We start from the raw sequence: 18,384 nt of genomic DNA, 5'->3' as shown, positions 1-18,384 counted from the left end.
ACGCTTTTCTATTCTTGGTTAAGAGTATTTAATTATTTTCGACATTTATAATATCCATCAATTCCCTGGCTGATGTGGCTTTAACCATCTTTTCAATATTCTCCATCTCAGAGCAGGTAACTGCAATGCCAGATAGAATTTCAAGATGTGTCCCATCCTTGCCGGCAATGCCGAATATCAATCTTGCCTTTTGGCCGTCAAAGTCGACACCATCAGGAATTTGCAGGACGGTAAATCCAGATTTAAGGACATCTTTCTTAGCTTCCTCGGTTCCGTGCGGAATGGCTACATCATTCCCCATATAAGTTGAAGTCAATTCATCACGGGCAATCATTGCTTCAATATAGCTTTCCTTAACGTAACCTGCATTAACCAAAGCTCTTCCCGCAAAGCGGATCGCTTCTTCCTTATTGGCGAACTGTTGATTAAGGAAGACGTTTTCTTCGCGAAGCAATTCATTATCCTCCTGCTCATCCTCGTTAATGCCTGGCTCAATTGAATGTTCACGAACACCGGGAACCTTCTCTTCAGCATCCTCGACGATTTCATGCAGCTCATCGGTGCCATCGTCCTGAAGCCTTGCAAGCAATGAATCGTATTCAGGGCTCGATAGGAAATTATCGACGGATACATGATAAGCATTCGGCACTTTATTCTGTGCTCTTGGTGTTAACTCTTCCTGTGTTATGACGATTTGTGCATCTGCAGGAATGTTTGAGATCGCCGTATTGGTAACAGTGATATTCAATCCGGCTTCCTTCACCTTCTTGCGAAGCAGCGAAGCCCCCATCGCACTTGATCCCATCCCAGCATCGCAGGCAAATATTATTTTGCTGACGTTTGCTGGCATCGTACCCGGGTCTGAAGCGAATACATCGGCAACAGAGCTTTTCTTGCCTTTCATTTCTTGCATTTTTTTCGCGGCATCTTCAATATTCTCTTCAGATTGCTTTCCTGTTTTCAGGATGAATGCACCGACGATGAATGAAACGATGGCCGCTACGATGACGCCTGCAAAGTTAGCAATATATGCACCCGCATTATGCGGAGTTACCGCTGTAATGGCAAGGATGCTTCCTGGAGATGCGGGAGCGAACAATCCTCCGCCTAGTAGGACCAAAGTGAAAACTCCACTCATGCCTCCAAGAATGACAGCTAAGAATAACATCGGCTTCATTAGGATATAAGGGAAATAAATTTCATGGATCCCGCCGAAGAAATGAATGATGGCAGCTCCTGGCGCCGATTTCTTCGCCGTTCCCTTCCCAAAAAAGCAATAAGCAAGCAGTACGCCGATACCTGGTCCAGGATTCGATTCCAGAAGGAACAGGATTGAAGCCCCTGTTTGTTTAACTTGCTCCACACCGATTGGTGATAGTACACCATGATTGATGGCATTATTCAAGAACAATACCTTGGCAGGCTCGATCAGGATACTAGTCAACGGCAGTAAACCTGTACCGACAAGCCAATCGACTCCTGCTACAAGCCAGCCTGTAAATACGTCTACAGCAGGCCCGATGGCCAAGAAGGATAGAATGGACAGTAAGCCGCCAATTATCCCCGCTGAGAAATTATTAACAAGCATTTCAAAACCGGCTTTTATTTTTCCTTCAATCAATTGATCGAATTTCTTGATGACATATCCGCCGAACGGTCCCATTATCATGGCGCCAAGGAACATCGGGATATCAGATCCGACGATGACGCCCATTGTCGCAATGGCACCGACTACGCCGCCACGGTGGTCATGGATTAGCTTACCACCTGTATACCCAATTAAAAGCGGCAATAAAAAAGTAACCATCGGTGTTACCATTTTGGCAAGGCTTTCATTTGGCAGGAAACCAGATGGAATGAATAGGGCAGTGATTAGCCCCCATGCTATGAAAGCTGATATATTCGGCATGACCATCGAACTTAGAAAGTTACCGAACTTTTGAACTGCAACTTTTATATTAAAGTGAGCCATTTTGCACTCTTCCCTTCATATTAATATAGTTTCCTTTAATTTTAAGGTACGTACCTTCAGCATTCAATAAAAGTAAAAGCTAACTTTGTCGCGAAAGAGAAGACAAACATAATGTATCTCACTTTTCCAGATTTATTCAGTGCTTGATAAAGACAAAAAAGAGTCCCGTTCGCAACTTGACGAACGGGACTCTTTAGGGATTTATAGCGGGATGATTCCCAATAGGACACATACCACTATCATGACAAGCGTCGATCCGCATGCCCATTTCAGGAAGGTACGCTGCAATGCACCGAAATCTTCCCCTACCATTCCAACCAATAGATAGGTAGATGGAACAAGCGGGCTTAATAGATGGACGGGCAACCCTAATAGTGAAGCTCTGCCGATCAGGGCAGGGTCAATTCCATAAGCAGCTCCCGCTTTAGCAAGCAATGGGAGCACACCATAATAAAATGCGTCATTAGACATGAAGAACGTAAAAGGTGCTGAGATGATGGCCGTGATGACAGCAAAATGTGCGCCCATTTGATCTGGGATATGCTGAATCAAAGAGTTTGCCATGGCATCGACCATTTCCGTACCGGCAAGGATTCCAGTGAAGACACCTGCTGCAAAAATCATCGAAATGACAGATAAAGCATTGTCCGCATAGTTTGCTACACGCTCTTTCTGATCACTGAGTTTCGGATAATTAACCGTAATGGCAATGGCGAAACCTACCATGAACAGAACCGCTGAAGGCATAAGTTCCATAATCAGCGCAACCAGCAGTGTAAGAGTCAATGCGTAATTGAATATGATCAATTTAGGACGCTTAAGATAAGCATCTTCCGTTGCAGCCGCGTGCTGTGCTACAGCACGATAGTCGACTTCAATGATCCCGATTCTCTTTCTTTCTTTTTTACCCAGGCAATATGCCATGAAAAGGACGAACAGGACTCCGCCAATCATCGCAGGAATGACAGGGGTGAAAACATCGGACATTTCAAGTTTTAAAGCGGTCATCACCCGTGCTGTAGGGCCTCCCCAAGGAAGTAGATTCATGACTCCAGATGACGAAACAGCAATACCGGCCAATACTAGCGGCCTCATGCCAATCCGTTTATATAGCGGAAGCATGGCTGAAATCGTTATCATATATGTGGTTGTACCATCTCCATCCAAGGAAATCAGCAAAGCCAGGACGGCCGTGCCAATGGCAATTTTCACTGGATCTCCTTTTACGACCTTAAGTATCGTATTGATGATCGGGTCAAAAACGCCAGCATCGATTAAAATGCCAAAGAAAAGGATTGCAAATAAAATCATGATTCCCGTTGGCGCGACGTCCTTGATCCCTTCCAGCGCCATCTCACCCATTTTACCGCCAAACCCGCCAATAAGTGCAAAGGCACTTGGTACTGCAATCAAAGCTATCATGGCTGAAAGTCGCCCTGTCATAATTAAAATCATAAACACTACTATCATCAAGTATCCTAATAAAGCGAGCATATCTATCACTCCTATCTTCTAATAAGATAAAGTGTATATGAAACCGCTTCATTTGTAAGCGTTCTCAATTTATTGTGTTTTAAAACTATTTAGTTAATTGTGTTCATTGTGTTCACGGAAGAATTTTTCGAGGCTGAACCTGGCGCCACTCCCCGGGTTGAATGGCGGGTTCTTTAAGAATATGAGCGATCATTTAGCAAATAATCCGCGCATTTATTCTTCAAATGATAAATTTGCCGGACCATCCAAAAGGTCACAGCCGTAATCTATATTGGTCGTTGGTGTATCTGTACTGACTTCCTCGAATTCCAGTTCATCGATCCATACTTGGCCACGCCCTGAAAGAAGGACCCCGAATGAAATGATGGCACTGTTTTCGGGTACATCCAAGACAATATAATAATGGTTCCATTCCGTATCGTCAACGACAGGCCGATTCCCCATATTGTCGAATTGCAAAACATCATGAAGGGCATTATCCACCCTCATCCATAAACCACAAAATCCATCAACATCTCGTGATTTTAAAAAACCCGACAGTTTCATTCTTTTGCCAAGGTAATTTTCCGCCTTGAATTGCTGCATCATCGTTGCAAATTCCTCCTTGGATTCCGCAGTGACGGATTTCAGGAAACCTGATGCCTGGCCTTTATGGAATGTCTCCCGGTCAATTCCCATTTTATAATTGAATGGATGACTCCCGCTTAAATTCCATCCTTTTAATAATTGTTCGTTTTTCATCGTCATTTCCTCCTTTTGCAAAGTTAGTTTACTTACGAGTTTCCGGAATTGCCCTGGCGGCAGGTCATAATATTTCTTAAATGAACGAGTAAAGGATTCTTGTGTTTCAAAGCGGTAATAGAAAGCAATGTCGATTATTTTTTCATCAGTATAAAGCAGCATGTTTGCTGCATTGGCGATCCTTCGATATCGAATATATTCAGATACGGTCACGCCAACCTCCTTTTGAAAAATACGATGATAATGAAACTTCGAAAAACCTGCGAATCGTGCGATGTTCTCTAAAGACAATTCATCTTGTAAGCTATTCTCTATATATTCAATCGTTTTTTGGATGATGGGGCTGTATCTCATTTCCAAACCTCCTTAAGAAAAGGATAACAGAAAAAAATATCGTTTTTTTGACATATATTGCTTTTTTTATAATCTTAAAAACCATGCATGCATAAAAAAACACCTCCAATCTTGAAGGTGTTTCCCATTTCATTCTATTGAATTTTATAATATCTTCGCTCAGGTCTCCCCACTACCCCATATACGACTTCCGCTTTACATTTCTTAACGGATATCAAGTATTCCAGATAACGTCTCGCGGTTGTCCTGGAAGCTCCGATCTGTCCGCTAACTTGCTCAGCCGACAAACCGATATCGCTTGCTTCGAGTACCTCGATCACTTTCGCCAAAGTGATTTCGTCGACCCCTTTCGGCAAGGACGGTCCATCGTTCGTTTCCGAAGCGGAAGAACCCTTTTTCAAAATGAGGTCAACAAAATCCTGATCTATTTCTTGTTTGGATTTCATCAGGTGAACTTTCTTCAGATACTCTTCGATAACTTGGTTGAAGCGCTTCATTTCCACTGGTTTAATTAAATAATTCTCTACACCATAGTGAAGCGCCTTTTCAAGTAGTTCTTTATCCGTTGCCGCGGTAATCATGATGATATCCACATTCGGAAATTTTTGCCGTATGTCCGGAAGGAGGTCTGTACCAAGCTGATCTGGCATATAAACATCAAGCAAAAGCAGATCCGGGCTTTTTTGTTCCAAGATCCGAAGCGTTTTTTTGGCATTGACAGCTTTTCCGACCACTTCTATTTCATCAAAGTTTTTCAGGAATTTTTCATGGATATCCGCTACACGAAAATCATCTTCTGCAATGACTGCTCTTATCTTCAGCATTCTTTCCCTCCTCTTTGTTCTTTAGGAAGATACACGGTGAATATGGTGTTGCCATCCTCGCTGTGGACTTCGATGATGCCGCCTAGCTCTTTTACGACATGATCAGCATTCGAAAGTCCATAACCACTCGGACTTCCGCTGTTTTTCGAAGTGAAACCCCGATCGAAAATATGGGCAATCGCATCCTCTGGTATTCCTTTTCCGTTATCACTCACTTCAAATACCATATCATTTCCGATATCTGTGGCGAAAAATTTCACGAGCGGCTCTTCCATGCCTGAAACCGCTTCTAGTGCATTATCGATTATATTGCCTAGAATCAATGTTAGTTGAGACAATTTTATATGATCAGGCAGTTTCTCTAGGTAACTTTGTGCGTCTATTTCAAAAAAGATCTTCTTCTCCGATGCTTTCCCTATCTTGCCCAGTAACAAGGCTTGTACCTTCGTATCCTTTATCTGTTCGAACACGACACGGTTCAGGGAATGCAATTCGGATGTTTCGCTTTGAATCATTTCTATTGCTTCATCGTATTCCCCTAATTGTATCAATCCTGAAAGGACGTATAGTTTATTGGTGAATTCATGGGTTTGTGCCCTTAAATCCTCTGAATGCATCTTCACTTCAGATAATGTGTTGACCATTTCCTCAATTTCCGTTCGATCACGGAAAGAAGCAACAACACCGCTTACCCCTTCACTATCGAAGATTGGCGTACAATTAACAATGATGGATTTGTCTTTCCATGAAATCTCCTTATCCATTTGCGGTTCACCGGACTTCAGCACTTCGAATAAATATTTCGAAGGAAATAGTCCGTCCACGTTCAAATGGCGAACGGACTCTTTAATATCCAGCAATTTTTTCGCCGGCTGATTCATCGAGGTAATCAGCCCATTTTGGTCAATGGCCAGAATACCTTCTTTCACCGATTGAAGCACTGCATTTTTTTCTTTATATAAATTGGCGATTTCAAATGGTTCCAGCCCCAGTGTATCTTTACGGATGCTTCTTGCCAGCATATAACTGCCAATGATCGATATCATGATGGCCACTAAAGATACAACCATCTCTTTGGACAAATCCTTGAAAATTTGGGCGCGGACATCGTCCACTAAAAAACCGACGGAGACGATGCCAATTATTTTTCCATCCTCATTGAATACCGGTGACTTCCCCCGAATGGAAAGACCGAGTGATCCTGCCGCTTCGGAGACATAATATTCGCCTTCCCGAATGGCCCTGCTATTATCCCCGCCTTCCATCCGCTTCCCAATTTCGGAAACCAGCGGATGGGAATAGCGAATTCCCTCTGCATTCCCTACAACGATGAACTCAGCCCCTGTTTCCCTGCGGATCTTTTCGACAATCGGCTGAATTATGCCAGCGGGATCATCCGTTTCAAAAGCCTCTGTAACGGTAGGCATGAAGCTAATCGTCTTTGAAAGTTCCAACGCCAATTGACCTTTATCCTTAGCTATTTGTCTTCCTTCCATATAGGAAAAACTAGTCGTCAATAAAAGAATCAAAAACAGGCTCAACGATAAGACTAACCCGAGAATCTTGGTTTCCAGCGATACTTTCCTCATATTCAACAGCATCCTCTATTTTCATTTTCATTCACTAAATTTTATAGGAGCATAATGATTTTACCATTTCTATTAAATATTGAACATTGTTGGCCGTTTATTTTGCCACATTCAAAAATGATAAGATACAAGCAACAAAAAAGGGAGTGCGAAATGAATTTCTTGAATCCGTTTCAAATGATTTATATGACAACATCACCCTTTCGCTCATTGTACTATCGGTTTATTTCACAGTGTCCCATTTAAGTTGTTTTACACCTTGTATCTCCTTTCCCCAGTCGGAATGTTGACCGCTTTAGGGCGACGATCCACGGTGGGCATTTCTATTAATGATGTTTTTCTTTGGATAGTGCTGCTTCTATTGGAAGAAAGCAAAACAAGCTGAAACATAAAATGCTCAAAGGAAACATCTCCTTTGAGCATTTTTTCAAAAACAGCTAAATGAATTGATTTGTCTTGTATCGATGCCAAAAATCGTCCAGAACCTGCCATTCCACCTGAAGCCGGCAACAGAACGCGGACCGACGAAAATGGGGTAATACCAGAAACGTGCACCATTGTTTAGCCATATAAAAGTATTCCTGAACAGACAAAACGAAATCGCACCTGGATCTACGGCAAATGTTGAAGCCGATTGCTGTTGGGGGATAAACGCTGGCGGGGGTGCTGTTGGTGCTTGCGAACCCGGCGGTGGACCTGGCTGCCCTGGAAATTGAGGCGCACCGGGAAAACCTGGTTGACCTGGAAAGCCCGGTGATCCTGGGATGCCCGGAAAGCCGGATAGACCGGGAAACTGCCGTTCAAGAAAAACTTGATCTTCATAATGATACGTTGGGTACATATACATGGTCATTCACCTCTAATAAGATTGAATGTAATAAGTTATGATATACGGACCCAAGGTGTTTGGGCTGGAAATGCAGTTTATCTCCGAATATTGAGATATATCGACGTAATTTACTGTTTTATCTCCGAATTTAGAAATATATCGACGAATTCTTTAGTTTTATCTCCGATTAAAGAGATATACGAAGTCAATATAGCAATCTCCATAAATAGAAGGTCGCATAGGATTCCCAATCGGCCCACGCTTCCGATAGTTTCAGGATTTCCGCTTTCATTGGTTTTGCTTCCGTTTCCATGACCAGTTTCAAGGAATTGTGCAGCCCAACGTCATCGATGGGAAAGGCTGCTGGAAAACGCAAACAGCGCATCAAGACATAGTTCGCTGTCCACGGACCGATTCCCCGTATTTTGGTCAGCATTTTTTCAGCCTCTTTTACATCCTTTGCATTTAACAGCTTTTCTTTCGTAAGTTTCCCTTCTGCAATCAGTTGAGCAACACCAATTAAATATTCACACTTCTTCACCGTCATCCTCAAATCGGTAAAATCTTCGACCGTCAATTTCGCGATCACCTCAGGTGCCGGAAACAGCCAATATTGCTTTCCTTCGAATTCGACATATTCACCAAATCCCTCCACAAGCCTCCGTTTCAAGGTATAGGCATAGGTCAAGTTAATCTGCTGTCCAAGTATTCCCCAGGCAATCGCTTCAAATAAATCCGGGATGCCCATATTTCTCAATCCGAAGAATTGGCTTACCGGTTTGTGCAATATAGGGTCATTTTGGGCCAGCTCATAAAAGGGAAGCAGGTTTGTCTCAAGGTCGAACCAATGACGAACGTATTGGGAAACAGCATCCCTTACCTGATTATCCATCGGTGCAGCTCGTCCTGGAAACCGAACGGATAGCTCCGTTTCATTCATCGCACTGATTTCCACTAAGAGTGTCTCGTTTTCGACAACAAGTGCTCGATAAATTTTTTGATCAACAATATCGAACAAACATTCATTGGAGGATCTAGATAAGTATTTAAGATTTTCCGAAAAACTGAACTCTTTTGGAGCATGAATTCTTAATTCAATCATGCCTTCATCCATTGATAATGTCCTCCTTTGTCCTATTCTCTTTATTCTAATGAAAAATGAATACGTTATCTTGCAATTTCATAAACTCCCTTATTTTAACATTACGTTATCTTGCTTTTACATTATCAAAATGTTTGTATATCACCCCTTTCTTGTATACTAAATGGAGAGGTGAATGTAGTGAATCCTTTCCCGAATGAATATTGGAAAGCTATTATAAATTGTGATGCAGCATATGATGATCATTTTTTATACGGAGTAATTACGACAGGCATCTTTTGCAGGCCCTCCTGTAAATCCAGGGTGCCGAATAAGGATAATGTGAAGATTTTCAAAAATGCCATGATGGCTTTGGAAGAAGATTTCCGGCCTTGTAAACGATGCAAACCGGAAGGACTGAATTTGCCGACAGAAGAATGGGTCGAACAAATAGCCGAATGGATCGACACCCATTACAGCGAAACCCTCACTTTGAACAAATTGGCGGATATTTCCCACGGCAGCCCCTATCATTTACAACGATCCTTCAAGCGTGTGAAGGGAATATCGCCCACTGAATACATTCAACGGCTTCGCCTTGAAAAAGCAACCAGGCTGCTGGAAAACTCCGAACAGCCGATAACTGAAATAGGCTTGGCTGTCGGGTTCTCCAGTACACCCTATTTCATGACGCTGTTCAAAAGGAAAATGGGGAATACCCCTTCAGGATATCGGAATGCTTATCTCAAAACTCAAGCTTTGGAGCGTGAAGAAAATGAAGAATGATAAAGAACAAACCATTGACTGGGCCATTTTGCATTATGATAAGTGGCATTTATATGTGGCCAGGACGGAAAAAGGGCTTTGTTATGTAGGTTCTCCAGGTCAAACGTTTGAAGAACTAAAGTCTTGGCTACAAAAACGCTTTCCAATGGCAAGCCTTGTTGAAAATGAAAAAGCATTAAATCCCTATCTAAAAGAACTACAAGAATATTTCGAAGGAACCAGGCAGACTTTCTCTCTTCCCGCAGATGTAAAAGGCACGCCCTTTCAACAAGAAATTTGGGCAGCACTGAATCAAATCCCCTATGGAAAAACCTGTTCCTATTCCGATATTGCCCAAATCATCCAAAGACCTGCAGCCGTTCGGGCTGTTGGTACGGCCATTGGTGCCAATCCTATTCTGATCACGGTGCCATGTCACCGGGTTATCGGAAAAAACGGTGCCATTACCGGCTACCGGGGAGGTACGGAGATGAAACAATATCTACTTCAATTGGAAGCAGAAATGAAAGCGTGAGTACAATCTGACCGCAAAAAAAGCATCCGACATGAGGATGCTTTTTTTGCGTTTTTGTTTTTCAGTACCAAATGGTCACCGCTTTATTATATGCATCACTATTTGGGATCGCATGTATCCCTTGAGCCTGTGCTTTGCGCGGGTCATAATCATATACCATTGGTGTATAGCATGAAGTCTGCCCGATATTCACAACTCCATTGCCCCCGGAACTGGAACATGTAAAGGCCTTACCATCAGTACTTCGTACGATTCTGGCATCCGCTTCATGGTTATATACGGCGGGGCGTGTTACGGTCACTTTTGCCCAGGCGGTTTTACACACAGTGCTGAATTTCAATTCTACGTACGAATTGGAATCAATCCATTTTTTATCCTTCGTTACCGCCGAACTTGCACAACTATTATAGTATGGACTTTTTCCATCATAGGTGTGTGTTTCAGCCAGTGCTTGATTTTTTCCAAAACCAAAGTCGACAAGCAACATCGACAGAGCCATCACCATGGATAAACCTACCATTTTGAGCTTTTTATTCAATACATTCATCCTTTCTTTGCAAAAATATAGATGAAGGTCTTTCCTTTTTCATTAATACCAATCAGTTTCACCTGCTGTATATGGCCAAAAAGCGACCGCTTTTGCTTTTCGTGGATCTAAATCATATACCATTGGTGTATAGCATGACGTTTGACCTTTATTTATTTCACCATTTCCTCCAGGAGATGCACAGCTAAATTGTTTATTATCAGTATTTCGGACAACCAATGCCGTTGCCTCCCCATCTGTTTTAGCCGGTCTGCTTAGAGTGATCTTCGCCCAGGCAGTTTTACAGACAGTGCTGAATTTCAACTCCAAATTGGCAGAACCGCCATTGGCATAAATTTTCACGGACTTCTTCGTGACAGCGCTATTCGCACAACTATTGTAGTAAGGACTTTTTCCATCATAGGTGTGTGTTTCTGCTGAAGCTTTGCTTGCAAAAGAATCAAGGGAGCCAAAAAGGACTAAAGAAGCTACAAAAAATGAAATGCATAAAACCATTTTTTTCATTATTTCACTCATCCCCTTAACAAAATTTATACACTGTTCATCTTACAATTTTGTAATATTCTTACAAGTGATAAATTCCCTAGTTCATGAAAAACTACAGCCCCGTCTTTAACTTGCAGGCTGCTATCACTATTACAGTCGGGTATGTCTCGTATTATCAACTGAATCAGCACAGAGACAAAGTCATTATCCCTATGAGCAATTCAAGACAAATAAGGTAACAACTAAGGACTTATGCGTATCGAACTGAGACAAAACGAGCCAATAGGCTGCCGTTGATCGGTAAGGATGCAGGTCGATGTACTTAATGTTTTTTTCAAGAAAAAAGAAAAACCCCAACAGAACTCGAATCGTTTTGTCAGGGCTTTATTTCATTTAGCGAGGTTTACTCTGATCAATCTAATGGTGCTTTCATAATAGGAAAGATCATGGGGAACGAACGCATCCCGTCCCACAAATCGATCAATCTTCATCCTACGGCCTTCGTGATTCATTTCAAATCCCTGAATATTCACTTTGTCCTTCGCTTCGGTCCAAAGCTCTTCGAAGTCATTCAGCAAAACCTTCACTATCCCGGAAACCTCTTCTGGCTGCAGGGTGAAATCATCAAAGCTATGTGCACTTTCATATAGAAAGACGTTTGCCAGTTCTTTGTCGATGAAATCCTCTTTCGTTTGTTGGTATTCAATGATCCCTAATGGAACCAACTCTTCAAAGGAAACGTCAATGCCTATTTCTTCTTTAATCTCCCTGACTCCGTCATATACCGTTTCATTAGCCAGTAAATGACCGGCAGCCGTAATATCCAATAGATTAGGATAATCTTTTTTTACCGCACAACGATGCTGTAGATATAGGTAATCCACGCCCGCTTCTCTACTTGCGAACCAGCAGTGGAAAACCTCATGCCAATGTCCCAATCTATGTACTTCCTCACGCAAGCCACGCCCGTTTGAATGCGATCGGAATCGAAAACTTTTAATAATTCAGTTTCCAATGGAGCTTCACTCCCAGCCCTTTTTTATAAAAAACAGCTTCATCCTTTTTCTTTTCTCCAATTTTTCGGGTTTAAATAACCTTTATATTTAGCAGCCACTTCTTTCCCGACCAAAAGCGCGCCTGCCCAAAACATGACTTCCGCAAAGACGATCGCACCTGTTATGACCCCCGCTTTCACCGCAGTCGAAAATGGCGTAAAAGGTGCTACGACAGGAATGATCCAAGTGAGAAGGGAAATGATAAGGAACCCCATCCCTATTTTGTAAAATCTCGATTTCTTTATTTCCTTACTTTCTTTATCCAATTAAATAACCTCCGTCATGATGATTTTCATTTAATTACCCTGCCGAACATTTCACTTTCAAATATACCATTGAATATATTCTTTTTTTTATACGTTTGAATGTCCATTTCGTTTCATAAATAGTGAAATAAAGATATTCCATTTGAGGAAAACTATCTATTAATGAATTGACTTTACGATTCTTAATGGATTTAATAATCTTATAACACTTGCATGCAGGAAAGGAAAATCCAATGTACATTGAATTCATTGCCACAACGATAGAAGATGCCCTTATAATCGAAGAATCGGGCGCAGACCGAATCGAGCTTGTCAGTTCTTTAGCCGAGGGGGGATTAACTCCAAGCCACGCCCTGATAGAGGCTGCCGTCAATTCAGTGAAGATACCGGTCAACGTGATGGTAAGACCTCATAGCCAGTCGTTTTGTTATACGCAAAGTGATTTGGAAATAATGAAAAAAGATATCCAAATCATTCGATCACTGGGAGCGAACGGGGTTGTATTGGGTGCATTAAATGAAAAGAATGAAATCAATCAACCATACCTCGAAGAATTATTGACGGTATGTGAAGGTTTGGAGATTACATTCCACCGAGCCATCGATGACACAAACGACCCAGTCATTTCAGCCGAAATGCTAGCACAATATCCAGAAATCACAACGATATTGACCTCAGGTGGGCATGGGGATTTCCCCAGCCGCATGAAAACGATTCAACAAATGCAAAGAGTCTGCGGCGACATAGCGATACTGGTTGGAAGCGGCTTAAATAAGGATAATATCCTTTCTATCCATTCCGAATTGCATACCGGTCACTATCATTTCGGTACGGCTGTTCGAAAGAATAACAGTATCATTGAAGGAGTTACATTAGAAAAAGCTAAAGAAATCGTAAACTTGCTAAAGAAATAATGTCAAAAAGGGACCATTTAACTGGTCCCTTTTTATGATGCCGAGCTCTTTTTTTTGTAAAAAGATCGAGTCCCAAAACCACAGTCCTTGCCGCGCTGATAAGCAACCGGTCCTCTTCCTCGGCGAAAACACAACCTGCGGCCCTAAGTTTATTGACGAAGCTTGTATAAATGGCATCCCCATAAAAAACTGCCATTTTACTTCCATCAACATCATTGATTTTCCCGGGGTTAAAGGCGGCATTCCTAAATTCCATAAGTTCCCCCCTATTCTCTATAAAGAATATTATAAATATTTACCATACCTATAGAATACAGCTTCTTAAATTGACCGGCCCCTTAGCTAAAAAATAAGAAGGTTGCCGGAGCAACCTTCCAACTAATCTGTGGATTCAATTTTTGTTAGCGTCAGCAAAATGCCCCATCGCCTCACACATGAATTTCGCTAAACCATCACCGTATTTGTCGATATTTTTGGTGAAACGTTGATCATCCACGTACATTTGACCTAATCCTTTGAAAGCATCCAGCGAGTATGTGCCGAAGTTATTGTTCAAACAATCATACCATTCTTTAATTGCCTCTTGTGCTTCCTCTGACTTAGGCGAGTCATTTCGGATTGACGCAAGTTTTAAATAGATGTCCGACACAATTTTCTGTGCATCTTTGGACATGCCCGCCACTTTAGCCTTCGACTCATCGACAGCTTTATCCCCCCAAAGCTTGCGGGCTTCTTCTTCATAAGGATTCTGGCTGAAGTCAAATCCTTCAAATTTTTCTTTATTCGTCATTTGAATTTCCCCTTTCATATGCTTAATCGATTTTTCAACCGTCTTAATTAATTTATCGAGCTGACTGCGTTTCTCCAGTAACATTTTTTGATGTTGCTTCAACGCATCATGTTTATCGAACGAAGAGCTGCTTATCATTTGTTTTATTTCCTTTAACGGCATGCCAAGTTCCCTGAAAAACAGAATTTGCTGCAACATCTCAAGATTATCATTCGAATAAAGGCGATAACCTGAATCGGTTATTTCCTCTGGCGATAATAACCCGATTTCATCATAATAATGCAGTGTCCGCACACTAATGCCAACCAAATCGGCTAGCTCCTTCACTTTCATTGCCACTGCTTCTTACCTCCTTTCGATATCATTTACTTTAAGGTATTACGCAACGTCAGAGTCAAATGGAAAAGTGAAAGTTTCTGGCCCAATTACAAAAGACGACCCTTCCTAATGAAGAATCGCATGAAAGTATAGAGTTCACCATTTGTAAAAGCTTAGAATTAAAGCCAAATCTATGTATTAAATTTTCCATTACTCGTGAGTTTGGGCTTTACTCGTGAGTTTTACGCTTTTACTCGTGAATTTGCGCCATTTACTCGTGAATTTTACGCTTTTACTCGTGAATTTGCGCCATTTACTCGTGAATTTTACGCTTTTACTCGTGAATTTGCGCCCATTTACTCGTGAATTAAACCATTTTCATTCATGAGACGTATACTCTGTATGAAAGTTAGCTTCCAATCTTGGCTATACCTCTACCTCCAATGAACGGGAATGCTTAATGAGAGCGGTAATTTTGTCTTCGTATCGCCTTTAGCCGAGTTAATCTGTGCTTGTGTGATGAAGAAACTCCCGGTGAGATCGGCACCGCTTAAATCAGCGTCCCTAAAGTCTGCACCGATAAGATCCGTCACTCTCATGTCAGCTTCTCTGAGGTCAGATGCAATAAGCAAAGCTCCTCTTAAGTTCGCTCCCCTAAGATCAGCACCTCTCAACTTTGCGCCAATCAGGTCACTTCCCCTACCTATTTTGTTCTGCTTTTTTTTATTTTTCTTAAATGGAACCTTCGCACGTACGAGTTCACTTGTGCGCAGAAGTAAATCATTAACGATCGCTCTATGAGCTGGTACATTCAGGTCCATGATAGACTTTGGACTTTGCTTAGTGAGGTATTCCGTGTCTTCAAAAGCAGCCTGCAAATCTTGATAAAGAGGTTTCGCATCATCTAAATTCAGTGCTTCATTTAAGTAACAAAGCATTTCATGAAGTTGTTGCATAATAGGAAATACATCGAACATTTCCTTTGCTGAAGCTGGGTTGTCTCTCCAGTCGTTTCCATCATAAGTGAGTTGAGATACCTTTTGACCGGCACCGAAGCATTCATATACCGTGCAGCCTCGAAAGCCTTTTGCTCTGAGATTTTCATGGATGCCGCAACGATAATCCGATTGCAGGTTTGAACATGGTGTACCTCCATCTTTATCAAATGCAAAATCAGCAGATTTTGCATAAGGCAAAGCTACACAGCACAAACCAAAACAATTCTCACAGTCTGCACGTAAATGATTAAGAATACTATCGTTATTCGTTAATTGATTAAACAATACTTACACTTCCTTCTATTAAATAAAACCAATTGTTTCATATTATAGATTTATTTATTTTCTTCCATTTTACCAAAAATTCCAGCAAATCTATATATTAACAAAATACAAGCAAACACGAAACGAGGTAATTAATTTAATCATTAGAGGGAAAACAAGTGATTTCCAAATTATTAATCATGTTATAATTTCTACAAGATGTCACAGAACTCTAGTAAATAAGATAAGGGAGTGTAGGCATGTATCCTTTTAATGGCAGGAAAAAAGGGGAGACAAAAAAAGATATGCAGTATTGCAACTACACATTGCAAACAGAGGCAGAAGGAGAAATAGACGAAATGTCTTTTCAAATCGCAAGAGTTCTTCGGCCAACGTCCAAAGAGATCATCTTTTTATGTATTGGCTCAGATCGCTCCACAGGAGATTCATTCGGACCTTTAGTAGGGACGATGCTAAGAGAAAACCAAGTCCCTTACCATGTCTTCGGAACACTCGCAGAACCAGTTCACGCCCTTAATTTGAAAAGTGTTTTGAAAGAAATAAAAAGGCAATTTAAAAATCCCTTTATTTTTGGCATCGATGCTTGTTTGGGTGGTTATCATCAAATTGGGTCCATTTTTCTGACAAAAGGTCCTTTTAGCCCTGGTGAAGCGATGAATAAATCCTTACCTGAATTGGGTGATTATCACCTAAAAGCCGTCGTAAATTATTTAGATCCCCTTTTCCCCAAACAATCCTTAAATGATACGAGACTGGATACTGTCATGAATTTGGCGAAGATTACCACAAAAATCATTGTTAAAACCGTCTAAAATAATAGTAAAACCCCAATAAAGCTTTAGCTTTTTCGGGGTACACTTAAATGCATATTCTTGAAGGACACTCTGATGTATTGTGTTTTTTAATCGTCATATTATGTAAATTGACCTTTTATTGTTAACTAGCCATAAACACCTCTACGATTCATGCTATCACTATGCTAAACCTGGGTCATTAAAGTAAATGACTTCTGAAAGAAACTTATTGCCTTGAATACTCCAAAAAACTTCTCTTGCTGCTTGTTCTGTTTCAAATTCATACATTACAATATCTCTGTTTTTATAGTGTGTGATGATCCACATTGAAAATCCTCCAATATAAAAATTATCGATTTGCACAATCTACAAGAAAAGATACCATCCCTTTTACTAGATGACTCCCAAGATTATCGCTGCTATTGTCATGACAGTGACAGTCCCTAATGCCCATTTCACGGCAAACCGCTGTAAATCCCCAAAGTCAGTGCCCACTAAACCTATTAGCAAATGTGCTGCAGCCACTAAAGGACTCAATACGTGTATCGGCTGCCCTATTAACGAGGCGCGCCCTATTTCTGCCGCGCTGATTCCATATGCATCAGCGGCCTGAGCGATAATTGGAAGTACGCCAAAATAGAATGCATTATTAGACATAAAGAAAGTAAAAGGGGCACTTGCATACGCTACAATTACCGGTAAAAATGGTCCTAAAGGTTCTGGAATAAGCGATACCAAGGTAATGGCCATTGCATCAATCATTTTCGTTCCAGACATGATGCCTGTAAAAATCCCGGCTGCAATGACAATTGAAACAACAGCCAATGCATTTTTCGAATGAACGGCGATTCGATCCTGTTGATCTTTCAAATCAGGATAATTGACCAATAACGCAATGGCGAAAGCAATCATGAATAAAATGGTCAAAGACATAAAATCAATGATTAAGGATGCCATGAGTACAATCGTTAAAATAAAGTTGAACCAGACCAATTTCGGTCGGCGATAATGATTGGAGACCGTTGTTGCCGCTAACTCAGAATTGGCCCCTGAACTCATTTCTTTAGTGTGATTATGCTGGATCTCCACTACACCCAATCTCTTTCGTTCCCTTTTTCCCAATATAAAAGCCACGACAAGAACCCAAATGAGCCCAAAACCCATGACAGGAATCATTGGCAAAAACAATTCCGATGCGTCAAGATTTAACGAAGCCATTGCCATAGCGGAAGCTCCCCCCCACGGTGTCATATTCATTACACCCATGGATAACATGGCAACAGTGGCTAATATTATTTTGTTCATCCCTAGACGCTTATAAAGGGGTAAAAGGGCTGAGACCGTAATGATGTAAGTTGTTGTACCGTCCCCATCTAATGCGACGGTCATTGAGAGAATAGCGGTTCCCAAAACTATTTTTAAAGGATCTCCTTTTACTATCTTCAATATTTTAGAGATGAGAGGATCAAATAAACCCGAATCTATCATTATTCCAAAATATAAAATCGCAAATAAAATCATTATGGCTGTAGAAGCTATTCCTTCAACACCATCCTGCATCATGGGTCCCAGTTCTGTAAAAAACCCTCCGATCACGCCAAATATGATTGGAACGAGCATAATGGCCACTAATGCCGATAGTCGCTTCGACATAATTAAATACATGAATACAGCAATCATGGAAAATCCTAAAATGGATAACATCTTCAAGCTCCCTTCTGTTAACCGCCATCTTTTTTGATAGCGC

General features: G+C 41.3%; 21 protein-coding genes. 4 read left to right on the top strand and 17 right to left on the bottom strand.

Annotated features, from left to right (window positions below; all coding sequences use genetic code 11):
* Positions 1-28 precede the first annotated feature (28 nt).
* From MPH60_RS02005 to MPH60_RS01965, 8 genes are all read right to left on the bottom strand, one after another.
* On the bottom strand, positions 29-1,972 hold the full coding sequence (locus tag MPH60_RS02005) for a PTS mannitol transporter subunit IICBA (RefSeq protein WP_241589135.1): 1,944 nt from the start codon (positions 1,970-1,972) through the stop codon (positions 29-31).
* Positions 1,973-2,173: 201 nt separating this feature from the next.
* On the bottom strand, positions 2,174-3,466 hold the full coding sequence (locus tag MPH60_RS02000; protein ID WP_241589136.1) for a CitMHS family transporter: 1,293 nt from the start codon (positions 3,464-3,466) through the stop codon (positions 2,174-2,176).
* A gap of 213 nt (positions 3,467-3,679) precedes the next feature.
* On the bottom strand, positions 3,680-4,561 hold the full coding sequence (locus MPH60_RS01995) for a helix-turn-helix transcriptional regulator (RefSeq protein WP_241589137.1): 882 nt from the start codon (positions 4,559-4,561) through the stop codon (positions 3,680-3,682).
* 134 nt (positions 4,562-4,695) lie between these two features.
* On the bottom strand, positions 4,696-5,385 hold the full coding sequence (locus MPH60_RS01990; RefSeq protein WP_241589138.1) for a response regulator: 690 nt from the start codon (positions 5,383-5,385) through the stop codon (positions 4,696-4,698).
* Positions 5,379-6,974, bottom strand: coding sequence for an ATP-binding protein (locus MPH60_RS01985; RefSeq protein ID WP_241589139.1), 1,596 nt, complete (start codon positions 6,972-6,974; stop codon positions 5,379-5,381). The genes MPH60_RS01990 and MPH60_RS01985 overlap by 7 nt, the downstream gene beginning before the upstream one ends.
* A gap of 252 nt (positions 6,975-7,226) precedes the next feature.
* Positions 7,227-7,466, bottom strand: a complete 240-nt coding sequence (locus tag MPH60_RS01980; RefSeq protein WP_241589429.1) for a hypothetical protein — start codon at positions 7,464-7,466, stop codon at positions 7,227-7,229.
* On the bottom strand, positions 7,402-7,821 hold the full coding sequence (locus tag MPH60_RS01975) for a collagen-like protein (RefSeq protein ID WP_405389177.1): 420 nt from the start codon (positions 7,819-7,821) through the stop codon (positions 7,402-7,404). Before MPH60_RS01975 ends, MPH60_RS01980 begins: the two co-directional genes overlap by 65 nt.
* A gap of 187 nt (positions 7,822-8,008) precedes the next feature.
* The gene (locus MPH60_RS01965; RefSeq protein WP_241589140.1) at positions 8,009-8,917 is read right to left on the bottom strand and encodes a DNA-3-methyladenine glycosylase family protein; all 909 of its coding nucleotides are present in this window, start codon (positions 8,915-8,917) and stop codon (positions 8,009-8,011) included.
* 168 nt (positions 8,918-9,085) lie between these two features.
* On the opposite strand from MPH60_RS01965, the gene MPH60_RS01960 reads away from it, so the two are divergent.
* Together MPH60_RS01960 and MPH60_RS01955 are read left to right on the top strand one after the other, a co-directional pair.
* Positions 9,086-9,670, top strand: a complete 585-nt coding sequence (locus MPH60_RS01960; RefSeq protein ID WP_241589141.1) for a bifunctional transcriptional activator/DNA repair enzyme AdaA — start codon at positions 9,086-9,088, stop codon at positions 9,668-9,670.
* Entirely contained in the window at positions 9,660-10,184 is a 525-nt protein-coding gene (locus MPH60_RS01955; RefSeq protein WP_241589142.1) for a methylated-DNA--[protein]-cysteine S-methyltransferase, read from the top strand. Before MPH60_RS01960 ends, MPH60_RS01955 begins: the two co-directional genes overlap by 11 nt.
* A 61-nt stretch (positions 10,185-10,245) precedes the next feature.
* Here MPH60_RS01955 and MPH60_RS01950 read toward each other — a convergent pair whose 3' ends face one another.
* The 4 genes from MPH60_RS01950 to MPH60_RS01935 all read right to left on the bottom strand — a co-directional run bounded on the left by MPH60_RS01950 (position 10,246) and on the right by MPH60_RS01935 (position 12,538).
* The gene (locus tag MPH60_RS01950; protein ID WP_405390694.1) at positions 10,246-10,704 is read right to left on the bottom strand and encodes a DUF2690 domain-containing protein; all 459 of its coding nucleotides are present in this window, start codon (positions 10,702-10,704) and stop codon (positions 10,246-10,248) included.
* Between the two features lie 69 nt (positions 10,705-10,773).
* Entirely contained in the window at positions 10,774-11,235 is a 462-nt protein-coding gene (locus MPH60_RS01945; RefSeq protein WP_241589143.1) for a YjfA family protein, read from the bottom strand.
* 371 nt (positions 11,236-11,606) lie between these two features.
* The gene (locus tag MPH60_RS01940; RefSeq protein ID WP_336275371.1) at positions 11,607-12,155 is read right to left on the bottom strand and encodes an NUDIX hydrolase; all 549 of its coding nucleotides are present in this window, start codon (positions 12,153-12,155) and stop codon (positions 11,607-11,609) included.
* 116 nt (positions 12,156-12,271) lie between these two features.
* The gene (locus MPH60_RS01935) at positions 12,272-12,538 is read right to left on the bottom strand and encodes a transporter suffix domain-containing protein (protein ID WP_336275372.1); all 267 of its coding nucleotides are present in this window, start codon (positions 12,536-12,538) and stop codon (positions 12,272-12,274) included.
* A gap of 233 nt (positions 12,539-12,771) precedes the next feature.
* Here MPH60_RS01935 and MPH60_RS01930 point away from each other — a divergent pair, with 233 nt between their 5' ends.
* A complete protein-coding gene (locus MPH60_RS01930) occupies positions 12,772-13,452 on the top strand; it encodes a copper homeostasis protein CutC (protein WP_241589144.1) in 681 nt (226 codons plus the stop codon).
* Here the strand turns inward: MPH60_RS01930 and MPH60_RS01925 are convergent.
* From MPH60_RS01925 to MPH60_RS01915, 3 genes are all read right to left on the bottom strand, one after another.
* Positions 13,421-13,708: a hypothetical protein gene (locus MPH60_RS01925; protein ID WP_241589145.1), complete on the bottom strand. Its 288-nt coding sequence runs from the start codon at positions 13,706-13,708 to the stop codon at positions 13,421-13,423. The two genes, MPH60_RS01930 and MPH60_RS01925, sit on opposite strands and share 32 nt — an antisense overlap.
* 135 nt (positions 13,709-13,843) lie before the next feature.
* On the bottom strand, positions 13,844-14,581 hold the full coding sequence (locus tag MPH60_RS01920; protein WP_241589146.1) for a MerR family transcriptional regulator: 738 nt from the start codon (positions 14,579-14,581) through the stop codon (positions 13,844-13,846).
* 413 nt (positions 14,582-14,994) lie between these two features.
* Positions 14,995-15,843, bottom strand: a complete 849-nt coding sequence (locus MPH60_RS01915; protein WP_241589147.1) for a pentapeptide repeat-containing protein — start codon at positions 15,841-15,843, stop codon at positions 14,995-14,997.
* Positions 15,844-16,082: 239 nt separating this feature from the next.
* Between MPH60_RS01915 and yyaC the strand changes: the two genes are divergently transcribed.
* Complete coding sequence (gene yyaC / locus MPH60_RS01910) at positions 16,083-16,655, top strand: spore protease YyaC (protein WP_241589148.1); 573 nt, start codon at positions 16,083-16,085, stop codon at positions 16,653-16,655.
* Positions 16,656-16,817: 162 nt separating this feature from the next.
* Here the strand turns inward: yyaC and MPH60_RS01905 are convergent, their stop codons facing one another.
* Positions 16,818-16,964: a hypothetical protein gene (locus MPH60_RS01905; RefSeq protein ID WP_241589149.1), complete on the bottom strand. Its 147-nt coding sequence runs from the start codon at positions 16,962-16,964 to the stop codon at positions 16,818-16,820.
* Positions 16,965-17,030: 66 nt separating this feature from the next.
* Complete coding sequence (locus MPH60_RS01900) at positions 17,031-18,341, bottom strand: CitMHS family transporter (RefSeq protein WP_241589150.1); 1,311 nt, start codon at positions 18,339-18,341, stop codon at positions 17,031-17,033.
* Positions 18,342-18,384 lie beyond the last annotated feature (43 nt).

The sequence above is a fragment of the Peribacillus sp. Aquil_B1 genome, assembly GCF_022603275.1.
GTDB lineage: Bacteria > Bacillota > Bacilli > Bacillales > DSM-1321 > Peribacillus.
Note: the sequence above shows the minus strand (reverse complement) of the source record. Positions and strands in the feature narration are given on the sequence as shown.